We start from the raw sequence: 18,580 nt of genomic DNA on the forward strand, positions 1-18,580 counted from the left end.
TGGGTCGTGCTCTTTTTCTCAATGATGGCCAGCTCCGATGTGTTCTTCTGTGGGGTCATCGGAACGTGGGACGGTGAGGGTCTGCTTATCATCCAATCCAGGAATGAAGAGAAATTTGCGGACAAGGAAGAGGGCGGCAATGGCGGCCACCATCAGCAGATTTTCCGCAGGGGAGGTGTGCTCAATGACCATCTGGCGGGAGATGGCGAAGAGGAGGACCTCCACTACGGAACTCAGGTTGTGTCGGCTGAGCATCTTTAGAAACTCGATACCGATGACGACAGTAAAGGCGGTGGACAGGAACGACTGAAGGCCGTCCACATCACTGGGGTTTGTAGCCATAAGGCCCAACTGATGAAAGATGGTGACAAAGGAAAACAGGATCGCAAGGATCACCAGAACGCTGACCAGAATTTCCAGCAGCTGAGCGATGCGGTAGATGGTGTTTGGGATCTTGATCTTCAGATAGTACATGATGTCCACAGTTGAGTCCCTCCTGTCTGTCAGCGCAGGGCGGCCAGGAAGCCGTCCACGTCCTCGGGGGCGGTGGCGAAGCAGGCAACAAAGCGGATCACAGTATGGCCGGGCTCCTGGGCGGGGCACCAGTCCTCATAGGCACACAGGGTGTCCAGCTTGGCCTTGGTGGCGTTGTCCACCACAGCAAAGACCTGGTTGGTGGGGGAGTCCACCCACAGCTTCCAGCCCAGGGACTTCAGACCGGCCTGGAGACGGGTGGCCATGGCGTTGGCGTGGCGGGCCATCTCAAAATAGAGGCCGTCCTTCAGCAGGGCCTCAAACTGGACCCCCAGCAGCCAGCCCTTGGCCAGCACTGCGCCCAGCTGCTTTTTGATGCGGAAGAAGTCAGGCTGGAGGGCGGGGTTGGTAATGACCAGGGCCTCGCCCATAAGGGCGCCGTTCTTGGTACCGCCGATGTAGAAGGCATCGGTGAGCCGGGCCAGGTCGGGGAGGGTCAGGTCATTTTTGGAAGAGGTCAGGGCGCAGCCAAGCCGGGCGCCGTCCAGGAAGAGGAGCAGGTCATTGGCCCGGCAGTACTCGGAGAGGGCGGTGAGTTCGGCCTTGGTGTAGACCATGCCGCTCTCGGTGGCGTCGGCGATCTCCACCAGCCGGGGCTTGACCAGATGTACGTCCTTGTGCCGCTCCAGAATGGGGGCAATCTGCTCCGGGGTGATCTTGCCATCTGGACCGGTCTGTATCTGGAGGAGCTTGTGGCCGGTGGCCTCCACGGCACCCACCTCATGGCCGTTGATGTGGGCGGAGTCGGCGCAGATGACACCTTCCCAGGGCCGCAGGAAGGCGGCAATGGCGGTGAAGTTGGTCTGGGTGCCGCCGATGAGGAACTGTACCTCGGCCTGGGGGCACTGGCACAGGTCCCGGATCAGAGACTTGGCCCGGTCACAGTAGGCGTCATCGCCGTAGCCGATGTTGCCCTCCAGGTTGGTCTCGGCAAGAGCGGAGAGGACCTTGGGATGGGCGCCGAAGGAGTAGTCGTTGCGGAAGAGATACTGCTTCATCTTATATGACCTCCAAGTGCGGAATCAAAAACGGCGGGCGGCCTCTGGCCGTCCGCCGTTCGCTGCCGCTTAGAATTTGAAAGAATCCTTCAGGCTCACAGAGCGGTTGAAGACCAGATGGCCGGGCTTGGAGTCCTTGTTGTCCACGCAGAAATAGCCCTGGCGCAGGAACTGGAAGGAGGCGGGGGCCTGGGCATCGGCCAGGCAGCGCTCCACCTTGGCACCGCTGAGGACCTCCAGGGAGTTGGGGTTCAGGCAGTCCAGGAAGTTTTTGTCGCCGGCGTCGGGGTCGGCGTCGGAGAAGAGGTTGTCGTAGAGCCGGATCTCGGCGTCCACGGCGGTGGCGGCGTCCACCCAGTGGATGGTGGCGCCCTTCACCTTCCGGCCGTCGGCAGGGTCGCCGCCGCGGCTGTCGGGATCATAGGTGGCGTAGATCTCCACCACATTGCCGCTTTCATCCTTCTTGCAGCCGGTGCACTGGATCAGGTAGGCACCCTTCAGGCGGCACTCGGGGCCGTTGGGGTAGAGGCGCTTGTACTTGGGCACGGGGGTTTCGAGAAAGTCCTCGGCTTCCACATAGATCTCCCGGGAGAAGGTGACCTCACGGGTGCCATCCTCGGGCCGGTTGGGGTTGTTCTCCACGGTGAAGGTCTCGCTCTGGCCCTCGGGGTAGTTGGTGATGACCAGCTTCACGGGGCGGAGGACCGCCATCCGGCGCTGGGCCACGTCGTTGAGGTCCTCCCGGAGGCAGTGCTCCAGGAAGGCGAACTCCACGGTGGAGGCGGCCTTGCTCACGCCGTTGCGCTCGGAGAAGTTGCGGATGGAGCGGGGGGTGTAGCCCCGGCGGCGCAGGCCGCACAGGGTGGGCATCCGGGGGTCGTCCCAGCCGGAGACCCGGCCCTCCTCCACCAGCTGGCGGAGCTTACGCTTGGACATGACGGTGTAGTTGATGCCCAGGCGGGCGAATTCGATCTGACGGGGCTTGGCGGGGACGGGGCAGTTGGCGATGACCCAGTCGTAGAGGGGCCGGTGGTCCTCAAACTCCAGAGAGCACAGGGAGTGGGTGATCCCCTCCAGGGCGTCCTCGATGGGGTGGGCGAAGTCATACATGGGATAGATGCACCACTTGTCGCCCTGGCGGTGGTGGTGCATGTGATTGATGCGGTAGATAACAGGGTCCCGCATGTTGAAGTTGCCGCTGGTGAGGTCGATCTTGGCCCGGAGGGTGTACTTGCCGTTGGGGAACTCACCCGCCCGCATCCGGGCAAAGAGGTCCAGGGACTCCTCGATGGGACGGTCCCGCCAGGGAGAACGGGCGGGGGTGTTGACGTCGCCCCGGTACTCCTTGAACTCCTCGGGGGTGAGCTCACAGACGTAGGCCAGACCCTTCTTGATGAGCTCTACGGCGTACTCGTACATCTTCTCAAAATAGTCGGAGGCATAGTAGAACCGGTCGCCCCAGTCATAGCCCAGCCAGTGGATGTCCTCCTGGATGGCCTCCACGTACTCCACATCCTCTTTGGTGGGGTTGGTGTCGTCCATACGCAGGTTGCACAGGCCGCCGTACTTCTCGGCGGTGCCGAAGTCAATGAAGATGGCCTTGGCGTGGCCGATGTGCAGGTAGCCGTTGGGCTCCGGGGGGAAACGGGTGTGGACGGTCATGCCTTGGAACTGCCCACCCTGCCCCAGGTCCTCGTCAATAAAATCATGGATGAAGTTTTGGGTCATCACGGGAGTCTTGGCTCCGGTGGCGGACTTGTGTTCCTCGGTCATGGTTTTGTCACTCCTTTAGTTTTCATGCAATTCTATATTTTACCCTGCCCTCGTCAAAAAAGCAACGGATTTCTCATAAAAAACAGGCGTGCCCTCTGTACAGCGGACACGCCTGAGAGAGACACAGAGAAAGGGACTCAGCCCAGGGTGCTCTCGTTGGTCTGGGGATTGAGGATGGTGATGCGGCCCTCCAGCGCGGGGGCGATGGTGCCCTGCTCCTTGATGTACTCGCTCACCACGGTGCGGTAGTAATCGTTGGTGCGGTAGACCAGCTTGCAGCCGGGCAGCTCCTGAACGGCCATCTCGCCGTTCCCGTCGCCGCCGTCCTCCGGGTTGAGGACGTTGAACATGGTGTAGCCGTCGCCGCCGCCGCACATGAAGTCGTTGCAGGCCAGGGTGTACCAGCCGTCCATATCCAGGGGAGTGCCGTCAGGCAGGGTGACGGAGACGATGCGCTCTCCGGCGGGCTTGGAGCCGTCAAAGGTGTAGTGGATGCCGGAGACCTGGGGGAACTGGCCGTAGGTGTCGGGATAGCCGCTGACGCCGTTCTCCAGGGCGTCCCACACGGTCTGGCCGGTGACCTCCACCAGAGTGACCTTGTTGTCGAAGGGCAGCATGGCAAAGATGTCGCCCACGGTCACGTCTCCTGCGGTGAGACCGGCCCGGATGCCGCCGCCGTTCTGGATGGCGATGTCGGCGTCACAGTAGTCCCGCAGGGCGTCGGCGGCCAGGTTGCCCAGGGGGCTCTCCTGGGTGCGGACCAGGGGGCTGGACCAGGCGATGTCGGAGGCACACTGGCCGATGACCTCCTCCATCTGGGCGTCCAGATCGGCCTGATAACCGGCGATGATCTCGTTGACAGCCTCCACCTCAGGCACGTCGGAGGAGAGAATGATCTGGTTGAAGGTGTAGCCCAGCACCTGACCATCCTTCACGTTCAGGTTGGTCTGGTTGACGCAGGTGCCCACGCCGCCGGGATTGACCACCACGGTGTCCTCAATGTTCAGAGGACGGCCAAAAATGTCGTTGCCGCCGCCGATCTCCATGTCGATGCCGTCGATCTTGGTGGGGACGTCGTTGTTGGCGCCGTGGAGGTGAGAGAGCAGGATGACCACGTCGGACTCAGCGTCGGCCTTTGCCACCACGTCCTGGCCCACCTCCCACTGGTCGTGGAACTCGATGTCCTGGGTGTTGGAGAAGTGGGTGGTGGCCTTGCTGCCGTCGTCGGTCAGACCCACAATGGCCACGTCCACGCCGCCCACCTCCTTGACGATGTAGGGGGCGAACTGCTCAGGAAAGGAGCCGTCCTTCCAGTAGGTGTTGGCAGAGAGCATGGCGTACTCCGCACGCTCGGCCAGGGAGAGAAGGTTTTCAAAGGAGTAATCGAAATCATGGTTGCCCAGCACAGTGGCGTCATAGCCCTGGGCGTTCATCACGTCCACGCTGGACTGGCCCAGGGAGATGTTGGCCAGGTCGGTGTTGTAGGGGGAGTCGCCACCGTCCAGGATCAGGGTGTTGGGGTTGCGGCGCTCGGCCTCCTGGAAGAGCCAGGCCGCCTTGGCGGAGCCGCCCACCTCGATGGCGGAGCCGGAGGGGGTGTGGGGGGTCATGTGGCCGTGGATGTCGGAGGTGGACATGGTGGTGATGATGGTGAGGTCACGGGTGGCGGTGTCCAGCAGCAGGGCGGCTTCGCCGCGGGTCATCACGGTGTCGTCCAGGGTGAGTTCCTCGGGCAGCAGACCGTCGCTCTGGCCCTGGGCCAGGAAGTCCATGTCCTTGTCCGCGCCGTAGATGGCCTTCATTACGGCCAGGGCAAACTCACTGCGGGTCATGGTTTTGTCGCCCTGGAAGGAGCCGTCGATCTGGTCCATCAGCTGGGCCTCCAGCACGGTGTTGGCCACGGTCTCGGCCCAGGTGCCCACGGCGTCGGGGGCGGCGGGCATCAGGACGGCGTCCAGCGTGGCCACGGTGGTGGAGGTGGAGTAGAACTGCTTGGTCAGAGGCTCAGGTATGGAGCCGTCCTCGTTGGCCTGGGGAGCGGGTGCCTCCATGGAGAACACGGGGACCAGGTAGAAGGCCTCGTAGAGCAGGGAGGCGGCGGCAGACCGGGTCAGGGGGTCCTCCGCCCGGTAGGAGCCGGTGCCGTCACCCTTGATCACACCCCGGTCGGTCAGGGCTTGGATGCTCTCGGCATAGGGAACAGCAGGTTCAGCGGCAGCGACGGGCGCGGCCAGGGAGACGCTCAGGGCCATGGCAAGAGACATCGGAAGGATACGCTTGCGCAGGTGTTGCATGTGGATACTCCTCTCTATTAAATTGCCGTTCCATTATATCATAATTCTGGAGGAAGGCGCAGTAAAATTCCAAATAAACACGTAAAAAGCCAGTAAAAGAAAAAAGAGGCAGGGGGAGAAAAATTTTTTGAAAAGGAGTTGACAAATTAGAATATTCGAATATAATAATATTAGAACAAGCGAATGAGGTGAGGACCATGGAGGACAGCAAGGTGCTGTACCAGGAGAAGACGGAGCTGCTCAAGGCCCTCTCCCACCCGCTGCGGCTCCAGATTGTACGGGGGCTGCTGGTGGGCGGCTGCCGAAACGTGCGCTGTATGGAGGAGGGGACGGGCCAGAGCCAGTCCACCATCTCCCAGCATCTGATGCGCCTGAAGGCGGCCGGAGTGGTGAAATGTCAGCGATCCGGAAATGAAATGTACTACGAAGTGGCCGATCCGGGCGCCGCTGCCGTGGTGGCGGCCCTGTTCGGAGATGAAGCGGGGGATTACAGCTGCCCCTGTGCCGGACTTCAAAGCGAGGAGGGGTGACCGTTGCCTTATGATATTGCCGTGGTAGGCGGGGGTCCTGCTGGACTCAGCGCCGCTATCAATGCCCGTGCCCGTGGCAAGTCGGTGGTAGTGGTGGGCAATGACTACCGGGAGAGCCCCCTCTATCGGGCCGAGCGTGTGGACAACTATCTGGGTATGCCGGGCCAAACCGGCGCGGAGCTGATGGAGGCCTACCGGCGCCATGCCGAGGCCATGGAAGTGGATTTCTGTGCCGGACGGGTACTGAATATCATGCAGATGGAAGGCACATGCTACCTGAGCATCGGCAGTGAGATGGAGATGGCCAAGGCCGTGGTCCTGGCCACCGGAGTGGTCCGGGGGAAGAAGCTGCCCGGTGAGGCTCGATACTTGGGCCAGGGCGTGAGCTACTGCGCGACCTGTGACGGTATGCTCTACCGGGGCAAGCCGGTGGTGGTGGTGGGCATGGCCCCCGACGCACCGGAGGAGGCCAACTTCCTCCAGGGCATCGGCTGCCAGGTGACCTATGTCTCAGCCCACGCTCCCAAAAACCTGATCCCCGCCATCCCCCATATGAAGAGCGGAAAGCTGGAAATCGTAGGGGAGGAGACGGTGACTGCCCTTCGGGTGAACGACACCGAACTCCCCGCCCAGTGTGTCTTCCTCCTCCGCAGCGCCATGCCACCCACGGACCTGCTCCCCGACCTGGCGTTGGAGGACGGGTACATCACGGTGGACCGGCAGATGAGGACCAACCTGCCCGGCATCTATGCCGCCGGTGACTGTACCGGGCTGCCCCTTCAGCTCTCCAAAGCGGTGGGTGAGGGACTGGTAGCCGGTCAGGCCGCCGCCGAATATGTGGATCAACTGTCCAACAGCTAACATACTATTTTACTGATAAAAAGGAGAATGAATCATGTCTGTTCTGCATCTCAATGAGTCTGAATTCAACGCTAAGATCCCTGCTTCCTCCCTGGCCATGGTGGACTTCTGGGCCACCTGGTGCGGCCCCTGCAAGATGCTGGCCCCTGCCATCGAGAGCATTGGCGGCAAGTACGGTGACAAGGCTGTCATCGCCAAGGTGGACGTGGACGCCAACCCCGGCCTGGCCGCCAAGTACGGTGTGATGAGCATCCCCACCGTCATCTTCTTCAAGGATGGCAAGGAGATCGATCGGAAGGTGGGAGTCCAGCCCGCTGATGTCTACACCAAGACCCTGGACGCCAACCTGTAAGCAAAAAGCGAAAAACCGGAGGTCCCGCAGCGGCGGGATCTCCGGTTTTTTATCTTTCCTTTTCCATGATGAAATTGGGGAGAAGGATGCCATGGCGTTCCACCTGCTGTGCCTTTACGGCCCGGTAACCACGTTTTTCAAAAAAAGGGCGGGCGGTGAGAGAGGCGTGGGTGGTGAAGCAAGGAGCACCACATGCAGTCTCCAAGGTATCGCACAGAGCGGTGGCGATTCCCCGGCCTTGGTGGTCCTTATGGATATAAAGACGGTCCAGATAGCCGTCCGACGCCATGTCGGCAAAGCCCAAAATGATACCATCTTCCTCCGCCACCAAGGTATGGTGAGCGATAAAGGAGGCATCCCAGGCGGCCAGATCTACTGTTCCTGTTGCCCAGGCATCCACCTGAGCCTGCGTGTAGTCCCGCCGGTTTACCGTATGCACCGTTTCATAGAAAAGCTGTGCCAAGGTGGGGCAGTCCCGGCTCTCATAGTCCCGCAAAAACATGACGCTCTCTCCTCAGTGCTGCTTGGCCTCCAGCATGGACCATACCTCGACCCGGTTGCAGCGGTAGTCGCCGTCGCCGCTGCGGCGGTAGGAGCCCCGGAAGGGATCGCTGCCTAAATAGATGGGGAGCTGGTCACGCTCTCCCTGGGGGACCTGGATGACCACCACACTGCCGTCGTCGGTACCAGCCACCCAGATGTCCTCCGGCCGCAGGATGTTGGCGCTGACCACGGTGGGGTCATTGACCTTCTCCCAGAACTCCTGGACCATCTCGTGGGGTTCCAGCAGGCCCTGGACCCGCAGGCTGTGATCAGGCAGCTCCTCGACGCCCAGCAAAATGATGCCGCCGACGCTGTTGGCAAAGGCGGAATAAGTCTCCCAGATGCTGTGGGGCAGACCTCCGGTGGCCAGCTTGGCCTCCAGGCGGTTACCCTCCCGGTACTGCTCCATATGGTTGAGATCCAGCATGGTGGCATCCTCCTTTGCTCTGTTGGCACCATTATATCTGATTTGAGCTGTTCTGTGAAGTCACTTCATCACCGACGCCACCCGGTTCAGGATGCGGGCGTGGGTCTGGTCCAGTAAGTGGGTGTAGATCCGTCCGGTGGTGGAAGGGGTGGAGTGGCCAAGAGCTTTGCCGATGTCGAAGAGGGGGGCGCCCTGAGCCGAGGCCACGGTGGCAAAGGTGTGCCGCAGACCGTGCAGGGTGATTTTGGGCATGTTATTGCGGCGGATGAATCGCGTGAAGGCTAGGCTCACTGCGTTGGGGGCGTAGGGCTCTCCATGCCGGTCCAACAGCACCATGCCGGTGTCGTCCCAGTCGCGGTCGGCCCGGATACAGGCCTGCTGCTGCCGCTGCTGCTCCCGCAAAAGCAGAGCATACAGGTCATCGGATAGATAGAGGGTGCGGGTGGAGGAGCGGGTCTTGGTCGTTTTCTGTATGATGGAAGCTCCGGCGGAGGTCCGCGCCTCTTTGATGCGCACCACCCGATTGGCGAAGTCTACGTTGAGCCAGCGCAGGCCGCAGATCTCCTCACGGCGCAGTCCCAAGCCGGCGGCCAGCTTGACCACCAGTTCCAGCCAGGTCCCCTCTGTGAGCAGACAGAGTCTCCGCAAGTCATCCGGGCCGTAGAATTTGGCCTCAAAGGGGATCATACGAGGCGGCTCCACACGCTCCGTCGGACAGCGGGCCAGGATATCCTGCTTGACTGCCATGCGCAGAGAGGCGGAGAGCAGGTCGTGATGCCGCCGCACAGTATTTGGAGAAAGCCCCTTTTGCTTCATGAGCATGGTGTAATATTTTTGGATATCCTGCGGCGAGAGTTTTTGGAGGAGAATATCACCCAGAGCGGGTGAAAGGTGGTTGTCAATGATCTTGCGGTAGCCGTATAGTGTGGTCTCGGCGCGGTTCGGACGGATGACCTCTTCCATCCAGTATTCCAGCCACTGGTCCAGAGTGATTGCCCGGGGCAGGACCTGACGGGAGAGGTCCCGCTCTGTCTCAAATTGACGGAGTGCTTTTCTGGCCTGGGCCAGACTGACAAAGGTGTGATAGGTACGGACGCGTCGTCCATCCTCATCCAGGCCGTAGTCCATATTGACATAATAGAGCTGACGGACGCTGTCGTAGGAGATGTTACGCTCAATGCTCTTCCTTGACATAATGACCCCTCTTTTCCAAAAATTTGAGGAATCCAGTCTAGCATATCGAGAAACAAAAAAGTAGCATATGGATCAAAAAACGCATAAAAACACCCTGATGCAGCACTGATCATGCTATATCAGGGTGTTTTTACAACATTTAACAAAAAGAAACCGGTCTAAATACAGGCTACGTGCTCAGCAATTCTGATCCCATCTGCGGCTGCGGACATGATGCCGCCCGCATAGCCGGCTCCCTCCCCGCAGGGGTAGAGACCGGTAAGAGAAGACATGCCGTTGCCGTCGCGCAGGATACGGACCGGGGAGGAAGAGCGGGTCTCCACACCGGTGAGCACGGCATCGGGACAGGCGAAGCCGTGGACCTTTCGGTCCAGAAGGGGGATGGCGGCCCGGAGACTGCCGATGACGTAAGGGGGCAGACAGGGGTCCAGAGCGGTCCAGGTGACGCCGGGCCGATAGGTGGGAGAGATGGCGCCGGCGCCGGTGGAGGAGCGGCTCGCCAACAGATCACCCACCAGCTGTGCAGGGGCGGAGAAAGGGGTGGAGCCACCTGACGTGCCCAGTGTCCAGGCGGCGTGCTCCCAGGTCTCCTGGAAGCGAACACCGGCCAGCGGGTCGGTACCGGGGAAGTCCTCAGGCCCTACGCCCACCAGCAGTCCGCCGTTGATGTTGACGCCTGCCCGGTCACGGTAGCTCATGCCGTTGGTGACCACCTGGCCGGGGGCGGAGGCGGCGGCCACCACCTGACCGCCGGGACAGACACAGAAGGAGAAGACAGAGCGGCCGCTAGGCAGATGGCAGGCCAATTTGTAGTCGGAGCGGGGGAGGGCTTGCCAGGCGGGACCGTATTGGGCTTCGGAAAGGGCGGCCTGAGCATGCTCGATGCGGACCCCGATGGCGAAGGCCTTCTGCTCCATGGGAACGCCCAGGTCATGGAGCATGGTGAAGGTGTCACGGGCGGAGTGGCCGGGGGCCAGAACGAGGGTATGGCAGGGGAGCGTATAAGGACCCTCAGGCCCTTCCACCGTGAGGCCGCAGACCCGCCCATCCCGGGTTTGGATGGCATCCAGCCGATGTTCAAAACGGATGTCACAGCCCAGCGCCTGGAGCTCCAGCCGAATGGATTTTACCACCTGCCGAAGTACATCGGTGCCCACGTGGGGCTTGTGGGAATAACGCACATCCTCCGGCGCGCCGTGCTCGATCAAAACGTCCATGACGGCAGACAGGCGGGGATCGTGCGTGCCGGTGGTCAGCTTGCCATCGGAGAAGGTGCCTGCGCCGCCCTCACCGAACTGGACGTTGGAGCGGGGGTCCAGACTGCCGGTGGACCAGAAGGCTTCCACGTTGGCAGTGCGGGTATCTACGTCGCGGCCACGCTCCAGTACAATAGAGGGAATTCCGGCCCTGGCCAGAAAGAGAGCGGCGAAGAGCCCAGCAGGACCCATGCCAACCACCACCGGCGTAAGCGCAGGCTTGTGGACGGGGGTTGGGAAACGGTAGGGCTGTGGGACGTGAAGGGTCACGTTTCGGTCGTTGGCCCGCCGGACCAGGGTGGCCTCATCGGCGGCGTCCACATCCACGGTGTAGACATAGTGGACATCCTGCTTTTTTCGGGCGTCAATGGACTGACGGACCGGCGTAAAGGTCCGGATGTCGTCGGAACGGATGCCCAGACGCTTGGCAGCCTTCTTCCGCAGATCAGAAAGGTCCTTGCCAATGGGCAAAGACAGATTGGAAATTCGTATCATATTCGTATCACCTGGGATAGAGTCTACCATAAAACAGCGAAGATTTCTATGATATTTCAGAGGAAAGACAACAAAAGAGGCCGCCACTCTGTTTGAACAGCTCCAGTAAAACCGGACAATAGACAAAAGGCCCCCTAATGTAGGAAAATAAAGCTACATTAGGGGGTCTTGCTATGTCCGGAAAAAAAGGGATGAAAAAGTATCCGGTAGGGATACGAGAAGAAGTGGTGTCACGAATCCGTGGAGGAGAAAGCCAGCGTGCTTTATGTCGGGAGTATGGGATCAGCCGGTGGGCTATTCAGTGCTGGCTAAAGGAGCCTGTCCTTCCAAAAGCGCGGGGGCGTAAACCCGCAAAAACACTGGCGGAGTACAAGTATGAGAACAAACGGCTAAAGATGGAAAACGAGCTGTTGCGGGATTTTCTGCGCTCCACAGGAAGGAAGTGAGGCCAAGGGCAAAATACGCAGTAATCTACCGGCACAGAAACGAATATCCGGTAACCGTTATGTGTCGCTTCTTTCAGGTATCCCGCAGCGGATACTATGATTTCGTCCATCGTTTGGGCAGGCCGGAGAAAGACGCGGCCCTTGCAGAAATCATCGCGGAACAGCGAGAGCGCAGCTTTCGTACGTATGGCTACCGCAGAATGTGGCTGGTGCTGAAGAAGCGAGGCATCCACCGTAATCCCAAGACCATCCTGCGTATCATGGAGAAATATGGTTTGCTTGCGGAGATCCGGAGACGCAGAAAATGGCAGCAGATGGGGCAGCAAGTCCACAAGTACAAGAATCTGCTGAATAGGGAGTTTTATGCGAACAGGCCCAACAGCAAATGGGTGACGGACATCTCCTACATCCACACCAAGCAGGGCGTATTGTACCTGTCCATGATCCGGGACCTTTACGACAACAGCATTGTTGCCTACAAGACCGGCACAAAGCAGACAGTCAACCTGGTGCTGGACACCATTCGCCTGGCCATGCGCAAGGAGAAAAAGAGGGCCGCTGCGGAGTTGCAGCTCCACAGCGACCAGGGGTTCCAGTACACCTCGCAAGCATACTTCGACCTGACAAAATCTTATGGCATTACGCCTTCCATGTCAAGACGCGGAAACTGTTACGACAACGCTATGGCGGAAAATTTCTTTTCCATCCTCAAGACAGAGTGTATCTACCGCCATAAACCGGCCTCATTCTGTGAGGCCAATGAGATGATTGACCGCTATATCAATTTTTACAACCACGAGCGCATCCAGCTAAAAACTGGAGTGGCGCCGCTCACGCTGCGCCACTCTGCTTAAAACTTCATATTTCCCTACATTGAGGCCTTTTTGTGCTGTCCGCACAATTTGGGGCGGTTCAGTTTGGAGTGGCGGCCTCTTGCACGGCTACTACCGTACCGCCTCGGGTGGCGGCCGGTAAGCCATATGATTTTTGGTGTCCCAGCGCCTCTTAGTAGCTCACACCCTGCCACAGCATGGCGTCCTCCGCCCCAAAACGCGGAGCGTTTTGGGGGCCCCATTTGACTTCACATCCTCGGGCGGAGTGAATGCGCCCTGCGGCAAAGAGGCTGGCCCACGCGGGCCAGCCCCCTTTGTACGGCGCTGATCGCGCCGCCCCGGCGGAGCCGGGGCCCCGGTGGCGGACGGTAAACAAAGTATGTGTCTTAAGTCAATACAGATGCGCTTAGTAGGAAATGCCCTGCCACAGCATGGCGTCCGCCACCTTGAGGAAACCGGCAATGTTGGCGCCGGCCACCAGGTTGCCGGGCATGCCGTACTCCTCGGCGGCCTTGGCGGCGTTGTGGTAGATGTTGGTCATGATGCCGTGGAGCTTCTCGTCGACCTCCTCGAAGGTCCAGCTCAGGCGCAGGGAGTTCTGGCTCATCTCCAGACCGGAGGTGGCCACACCGCCGGCGTTGGCGGCCTTGGCAGGCCCAAAGAGGATGCCGTTGGCCTGGAAGATGGTGACGGCCTCGGGGGTAGAGGGCATGTTGGCGCCCTCGGCGACGGCGAAGCAGCCGTTCTTCACCAGGGCCTGGGCGGAGGCGCCGTCCAGCTCATTCTGAGTGGCGCAGGGAAGGGCGATGTCGCAGGGGACGGTCCAGATACCGGAGCAGCCCTCCACGTACTTGGCGGAGGGGACATAGTCCAGATAGGTCTTGATCCGGGCCCGCTTGACCTCCTTGATCTCCTTGATGATCTTGTAGTCGATGCCGGCTTCATCCACGATGTAGCCGTTGGAGTCACTCATGGCGATGACCTTGCCGCCCAGCTGGGTAGCCTTCTGGTTGGCGTAGGTGGCCACGTTGCCGGAGCCGGAGATGACCACACGCTGACCGGCGAATCTCTTGCCGTTGGCCTTGAGCATCTCATCGGTGAAGTAGCACAGGCCGTAGCCGGTGGCCTCGGTGCGGGCCAGGGAGCCGCCGTAGGTCAGGCCCTTGCCGGTGAGCACGCCGGTGAATTCATTGCGCAGGCGCTTGTACTGGCCATACATGAAGCCGATCTCACGGGCGCCCACGCCGATGTCGCCGGCGGGCACGTCGGTGAACTGGCCGATGTGGCGCTGCAGCTCGGTCATGAAGGACTGGCAGAAACGCATGACCTCGGCATCGGACTTACCCTTGGGGTCGAAGTCGGAGCCGCCCTTGCCGCCGCCCATGGGCAGGCCGGTGAGGGAGTTTTTGAAGATTTGCTCAAAGCCCAGGAACTTGATGATGGACAGGTTTACGCTGGGGTGGAAGCGCAGACCGCCCTTGTAGGGGCCGATGGCAGAGTTGAACTGTACACGGAAGCCGCGGTTGACCTGCACGTTGCCGGCGTCGTCCACCCAGGGCACCCGGAACTGGATGACCCGCTCGGGCTCCACGATGCGCTGAAGGATGCCAGCTTTCTGGAGGTCAGGGCGCTTTTCCACCACGGGCTGGAGAGACTCCAGCACCTCGCCCACCGCCTGGAGGAACTCAGGCTGGTTGGGGTCCTTCTTCACTGCCGCGTCATATACGCTCTGCAAGTACTCGTTCTTGAATTCCATTTTCCAAAACCCCTTTGTTTTGACGGGTGGCCCCGCCTGATTTTGTAGCGCATCCGGAGAACACCTGCCCGTCCGGGGGGAACGCCGGAATTTGGAATGTATTATACTTCACCTAGATAAAGATTGCAAGAAAAAAATGAAAAGTTGCATGTCGAGTGCTGTGATTTTGGCAGGATACCGAAAATGGCGCCCTGGTGGGCGGGGCAATGATGCAAAATAAAAAAGATGGACCTCCAATCAAACGGAGGTCCATCTTTAAAGTGCTTGAAACGGGGAGGCTTACTTGCCGACAATAGCGGCAGTATCCTGGGCGATGACCAGCTCCTCGTTGGTGGGGATGAGGAGGGTGTGGACACGGGCGTCGGCAGCGGAGATGTCCTTCTCCTCGCCGCGGGTCTTGTTCTTCTCGGGGTCGATCTTGATGCCCATGAAGCCCAGGTTAGCCACGATCTGCTCACGCAGCTCGGGAGAGTTCTCACCCACGCCGGCGGTAAAGACCACGGCATCGATGCCGCCCATGGCGGCGGAGGCAGAGGCGATGCGCTTGGTGGTCTTGTAGCAGAACATATCCAGGGCCAGCTGAGCGCGCTTGTTGCCCTCAGCGGCGGCGGACTCGATGTCGCGGAAGTCGGAGGACACGCCGGAGACGCCCAGCACGCCGGACTTCTTGTTGAGGATGTTCATGACCTCCTCGATGGTCAGGTGGTGGGTCTCCATGAGGTACTCGATGATGGACACGTCGATGGAGCCGCAGCGGGTGCCCATGGGCAGGCCGTCCAGGGGGGTGAAGCCCATGGAGGTCTCGATGGACTTGCCGCCGTCAATGGCGCAGACGGAGGAGCCGTTGCCCAGGTGGCAGGTGACGATCTTCAGCTCCTCGATGGGCTTGCCCAGAATGTCGGCAGCACGGCGGGACACATACAGGTGAGAGGTGCCGTGGAAGCCGTAGCGGCGGACATGGTTCTCCTCATAGTACTCGTAGGGGATGGCATAGATGAAGGCGCGGGCGGGCATGGTCTGATGGAAGGCGGTGTCGAACACAGCCACCATGGGCACACCGGGCATGACCTTCTGGCAGGCCTTGATGCCGGTGATGTTGGCGGGGTTGTGCAGGGGGGCCAGGGGGATGCACTCCTCAATGGCGGCCATGACGTCGTCGTCGATGAGGACGGAGGAGGCGAACTTCTCGCCGCCGTGCACCACACGGTGGCCAACGGCGTCGATCTCGGACATGCTCTTGATCACGCCGTGCTCAGCGTTGGTCAGGGCGTCCAGCACAGACTGGATGGCCTCGGCGTGGGTGGGCATGGGAATCTCGAACTCATACTTGCCGTTGGTGGCGGGGACCTTGTGGGTCAGACGGCCGTCGATGCCGATGCGCTCGCACAGGCCCTTGGCCAGGACCTCCTGGGTCTGGGGGTCCATGAGCTGGTATTTCAGAGAAGAACTGCCGGCGTTGATGACGAGAACTTTCATTGTGTGATCCCGCTCCTTTGAGATGAAATATAATTGGCGGTCCTTGCGTATCTGCGCTCGTTCCGCTAAAATGACATTATAATTGTAGCCCATTCCACAGAAAAGAACAACCCATTCTTTCAGAAAAAGTCAAAAAATTTCCTTTCGGAGGTAGCACCAATGAACGTTGCGGGCATCATTGCTGAATACAATCCCTTTCACCGGGGACACGCCTGGCAAATTGACGAAACCAGACGGGCCCTGGGGGCGGACACGGCGGTGGTGTGTGCCATGAGCGGGCATTGGGTCCAGCGGGGGGAGTGCGCCGTCACCGACAAGTGGACCAGGGCGGCCATGGCCCTGCGAGGGGGCGCCGACCTCATCCTAGAACTGCCTACCCCCTGGGCCTGTGCCTCGGCGGAGACCTTTGCCCGGGGAGGTGTGGGGGTGCTGTCCGCCACAGGGGTGGTGGACACGCTGTCCTTCGGAAGTGAGTCGGGGGACCTGGGAGTGCTCAAAAGAGCGGCGGAATGTCTGGATTCGGAGGACTACCGGACTGCCCTCCGGGGCTTTTTGGACCAGGGCCTGCCCTTTGCGGTTTGCCGCCACCGGGCAGCAGAGGTGCTGCTGGGGGCGGAGGGTGCCGCCTGCCTGGAAAACCCAAACGACAACCTGGGTGTGGAGTACCTTCGGGCGCTGCCGCCGGAAATGAAGGCGCTGACGGTGAAACGGGTGGGCGCCCGCCACGACGGGGTGCCGGAGGAGGGGGTTGCCTCGGCCTCCACCCTTCGGGGCTGGCTCCGTCAGGGGAAGCTCGCCCGGGCGGAGGCCTACCTCACTGAGGCCTGGCAGGGGGACATCGCCTCCATGGAGTGGTGTGAGCGGTGGGCCCTGGCCCGGCTGAGGACTATGAGCCTGGCGGAGGCGGAGTCCCTCCCCGACAGCGGGGAGGGACTGGCCGCCCGGCTGCTGGCGGCGGGACAGCAGGCGGGGAGCCTGGAAGAGGTCTACGACCTCGCCAAGACCAAGCGGTATGCCCACGCCCGGGTGCGGCGGCTGGCGGCCTGGGCCATGCTGGGGCTGACCTCTGCCGACCGGCCGCCGGAGATCCCCTACCTCAAGGTCCTGGGCTTCACCGACCGGGGCCGGGAGGTGCTGCGGGAGATGGGGAAGAGGGCCAGTCTCCCCGTCATCACCAAGCCGGCCCACGCCAAGTCCCTGCCCGGAGCGGGGGGCAGGCTGGCCGAGCTGGAGGCCCGGTGCACCGACCTCTACGGACTGTGCTTTGCCGCGCCCTGGCCCGGGGGCATGGAGTGGCGGACAGGGCCGGTGGTGCTGTCCAAACAGAAAAATGATGGGGAAGAGGAGGGGACGATATGATCACACCGGTACTGGACCCCAGCCTGAGCACCCCACTCTATGAGCAGCTTTACCGCCAGATCCGTAGAGACATCGAGTCAGGGGTCCTCCCCGCCGGGGAGAAACTGCCCTCCAAACGGGCCCTCTCCGCCCATTTGAAGGTGAGCGTGGTGACGGTGGAGGGGGCCTATGGCCAGCTCCTGGCCGAGGGTTACCTCCGCTCTGAGCCCAAGCGGGGCTTTTTTGTCTCGTCTCTGGAGCCGGCGGCGCCACCGCTTCCATCCACGACGCGTCGGGAGGAGCCGCCCACTGCCACGACAGCCGCGCCCCGGTACGACTTTGCCACCAACGCCGTAGACGCCGCCCACTTCCCCTTCGCCACCTGGGCCAAGCTCATGCGGCAGGTCCTCACCAAGGAGGACAGCGGCCTGCTGTCGGCCATCCATCCTCAGGGAGTCCCCGCCCTCCGCTCCGCCATCGTGGACTATCTCCGAGAGTTCCGGGGCATCGACGCACAGCCCGACCAGGTGGTGGTGGGGGCCGGGTCGGAATATCTCACCGGCATCCTCTTCCAGCTCCTGGGCCGGGAGGGGGGGTACGCCGTGGAAAATCCGGGCTACCGGAAATTTGGACGCATCCTCTCCCGGCAGGGTGCCCTTATCTGTCCCATCCCCCTGGACGAGCAGGGACTCCGGGTGGACGCCCTCACCTGGTCGGGGGCACGGGTGGTCCATGTGACCCCCTCTCACCACTTCCCACTGGGCACCGTCATGCCGGTGACCCGGCGGCGGGAGCTCCTGGCCTGGGCGGCGGCGGGGGAGGGGCGGTACATCATCGAGGACGACTACGACAGTGAGTTCCGCTTCTCCGGCCGGCCCATCCCAGCCCTCCAGAGCCTGGACGCCGGAGAGCGGGTGGTCTACCTCAACACCTTCGCCAAGAGTCTGGCCCCCTCTCTCCGCATCGGCTACATGGTGCTGCCGCCCCACCTGGCGGAGCGGTACCGGCGGGAGTTTTTGCTCTACTCCTCCACCGTGCCCTCCTTTGAACAGTACACCCTGGCCCGGTTTTTGGAGGGCGGCCACTTCGAGCGGCACATCGCCCGGATGCGGGTGGAATACCGGGACCGGAAGGCCGCCCTCACCACCTGTGTGAAAGAACTGGGCCTCCCCGCCCGACTCTCCGGCGCGGACGCCGGACTCCACATGCTCCTCACCCTGGAAAACGGCATGGGAGAGGGAGAGCTGGTGGAGCGGGCGGCGGCGGCAGGGGTGGCGGTCTACCCCCTGTCGGCCAGCTGGCTGACGCCGCCGCCAGAGGAGCTGCCCCCCACGCTCATCATGGGCTATGCCCGGCTGGAGGCCGAGGACATCCGTCAGGCCTTCCGGCGGCTCGAGGCCGCCTGGGGCAGTCGTTAGAGATTTGTAAGAAATGCCCGGTGGGGCTGTAAGAGTCGCCTGCTATGCTGGAGGCA

The 18,580-nt window shown here is 61.4% G+C and carries 17 protein-coding genes; 7 read left to right on the forward strand and 10 right to left on the reverse strand.

What is annotated here, in order from left to right:
- Nucleotides 1–18: 18 nt before the first annotated feature.
- From E0E29_RS07560 to E0E29_RS07575, 4 genes are all read right to left on the reverse strand, one after another.
- Nucleotides 19–474, reverse strand: a complete 456-nt coding sequence (locus E0E29_RS07560) for a phosphate-starvation-inducible PsiE family protein (protein ID WP_227604011.1) — start codon at nucleotides 472–474, stop codon at nucleotides 19–21.
- Nucleotides 475–503: 29 nt separating this feature from the next.
- The gene (locus E0E29_RS07565) at nucleotides 504–1,532 is read right to left on the reverse strand and encodes a threonine aldolase family protein (RefSeq protein ID WP_130849345.1); all 1,029 of its coding nucleotides are present in this window, start codon (nucleotides 1,530–1,532) and stop codon (nucleotides 504–506) included.
- A gap of 69 nt (nucleotides 1,533–1,601) precedes the next feature.
- Nucleotides 1,602–3,305, reverse strand: coding sequence for a glutamine--tRNA ligase/YqeY domain fusion protein (locus E0E29_RS07570; RefSeq protein WP_130849346.1), 1,704 nt, complete (start codon nucleotides 3,303–3,305; stop codon nucleotides 1,602–1,604).
- Between the two features lie 137 nt (nucleotides 3,306–3,442).
- Nucleotides 3,443–5,599: a 5'-nucleotidase C-terminal domain-containing protein gene (locus E0E29_RS07575; RefSeq protein WP_130849347.1), complete on the reverse strand. Its 2,157-nt coding sequence runs from the start codon at nucleotides 5,597–5,599 to the stop codon at nucleotides 3,443–3,445.
- Nucleotides 5,600–5,796: 197 nt separating this feature from the next.
- Here E0E29_RS07575 and E0E29_RS07580 point away from each other — a divergent pair, with 197 nt between their 5' ends.
- The 3 genes from E0E29_RS07580 to trxA are packed head-to-tail and all read left to right on the forward strand — an operon-like array spanning nucleotide 5,797 to nucleotide 7,342.
- Nucleotides 5,797–6,129, forward strand: coding sequence for an ArsR/SmtB family transcription factor (locus E0E29_RS07580; protein WP_130849348.1), 333 nt, complete (start codon nucleotides 5,797–5,799; stop codon nucleotides 6,127–6,129).
- Nucleotides 6,130–6,132: 3 nt separating this feature from the next.
- Nucleotides 6,133–6,990, forward strand: coding sequence for an NAD(P)/FAD-dependent oxidoreductase (locus tag E0E29_RS07585; RefSeq protein ID WP_130849349.1), 858 nt, complete (start codon nucleotides 6,133–6,135; stop codon nucleotides 6,988–6,990).
- A gap of 34 nt (nucleotides 6,991–7,024) precedes the next feature.
- Nucleotides 7,025–7,342 carry a thioredoxin gene (trxA, locus tag E0E29_RS07590; protein ID WP_130849350.1) on the forward strand — a complete coding sequence of 106 codons (318 nt, stop codon included), beginning with the start codon at nucleotides 7,025–7,027 and terminating at the stop codon, nucleotides 7,340–7,342.
- A gap of 49 nt (nucleotides 7,343–7,391) precedes the next feature.
- Here trxA and E0E29_RS07595 read toward each other — a convergent pair whose 3' ends face one another.
- The 4 genes from E0E29_RS07595 to E0E29_RS07610 form a co-directional block, all read right to left on the reverse strand.
- A complete protein-coding gene (locus E0E29_RS07595) occupies nucleotides 7,392–7,844 on the reverse strand; it encodes a GNAT family N-acetyltransferase (RefSeq protein WP_130849351.1) in 453 nt (150 codons plus the stop codon).
- 12 nt (nucleotides 7,845–7,856) lie between these two features.
- Entirely contained in the window at nucleotides 7,857–8,312 is a 456-nt protein-coding gene (locus tag E0E29_RS07600) for an AlbA family DNA-binding domain-containing protein (RefSeq protein ID WP_130849352.1), read from the reverse strand.
- 60 nt (nucleotides 8,313–8,372) lie between these two features.
- Nucleotides 8,373–9,506: a tyrosine-type recombinase/integrase gene (locus tag E0E29_RS07605; protein WP_130849353.1), complete on the reverse strand. Its 1,134-nt coding sequence runs from the start codon at nucleotides 9,504–9,506 to the stop codon at nucleotides 8,373–8,375.
- A gap of 158 nt (nucleotides 9,507–9,664) precedes the next feature.
- Complete coding sequence (locus E0E29_RS07610; protein ID WP_130849354.1) at nucleotides 9,665–11,257, reverse strand: NAD(P)/FAD-dependent oxidoreductase; 1,593 nt, start codon at nucleotides 11,255–11,257, stop codon at nucleotides 9,665–9,667.
- 173 nt (nucleotides 11,258–11,430) lie between these two features.
- Here E0E29_RS07610 and E0E29_RS07615 point away from each other — a divergent pair, with 173 nt between their 5' ends.
- Together E0E29_RS07615 and E0E29_RS07620 are read left to right on the forward strand one after the other, a co-directional pair.
- Nucleotides 11,431–11,703 carry a hypothetical protein gene (locus E0E29_RS07615; RefSeq protein WP_080907005.1) on the forward strand — a complete coding sequence of 91 codons (273 nt, stop codon included), beginning with the start codon at nucleotides 11,431–11,433 and terminating at the stop codon, nucleotides 11,701–11,703.
- Nucleotides 11,700–12,557, forward strand: a complete 858-nt coding sequence (locus tag E0E29_RS07620; RefSeq protein WP_130848714.1) for an IS3 family transposase — start codon at nucleotides 11,700–11,702, stop codon at nucleotides 12,555–12,557. The genes E0E29_RS07615 and E0E29_RS07620 overlap by 4 nt, the downstream gene beginning before the upstream one ends.
- Nucleotides 12,558–12,942: 385 nt before the next feature.
- On the opposite strand, the gene gdhA is transcribed toward E0E29_RS07620, so the two are convergent.
- On the reverse strand, nucleotides 12,943–14,292 hold the full coding sequence (gene gdhA / locus E0E29_RS07625) for an NADP-specific glutamate dehydrogenase (RefSeq protein WP_130849355.1): 1,350 nt from the start codon (nucleotides 14,290–14,292) through the stop codon (nucleotides 12,943–12,945).
- A 279-nt stretch (nucleotides 14,293–14,571) separates the two neighbouring features.
- Nucleotides 14,572–15,768 carry an acetate/propionate family kinase gene (locus tag E0E29_RS07630; protein ID WP_130849356.1) on the reverse strand — a complete coding sequence of 399 codons (1,197 nt, stop codon included), beginning with the start codon at nucleotides 15,766–15,768 and terminating at the stop codon, nucleotides 14,572–14,574.
- A gap of 159 nt (nucleotides 15,769–15,927) precedes the next feature.
- Here E0E29_RS07630 and E0E29_RS07635 point away from each other — a divergent pair, with 159 nt between their 5' ends.
- Nucleotides 15,928–17,127 (forward strand): tRNA(Met) cytidine acetate ligase, encoded by a 1,200-nt coding sequence (locus E0E29_RS07635; protein WP_130849357.1) that lies wholly within the window; start codon nucleotides 15,928–15,930, stop codon nucleotides 17,125–17,127.
- The gene (gene pdxR, locus E0E29_RS07640; RefSeq protein ID WP_130849358.1) at nucleotides 17,124–18,524 is read left to right on the forward strand and encodes a MocR-like pyridoxine biosynthesis transcription factor PdxR; all 1,401 of its coding nucleotides are present in this window, start codon (nucleotides 17,124–17,126) and stop codon (nucleotides 18,522–18,524) included. Before E0E29_RS07635 ends, pdxR begins: the two co-directional genes overlap by 4 nt.
- Nucleotides 18,525–18,580 lie beyond the last annotated feature (56 nt).

It is taken from the genome of Intestinimonas timonensis, from assembly GCF_900626145.1.
Classification (GTDB): domain Bacteria; phylum Bacillota; class Clostridia; order Oscillospirales; family Oscillospiraceae; genus Intestinimonas; species Intestinimonas aquisgranensis.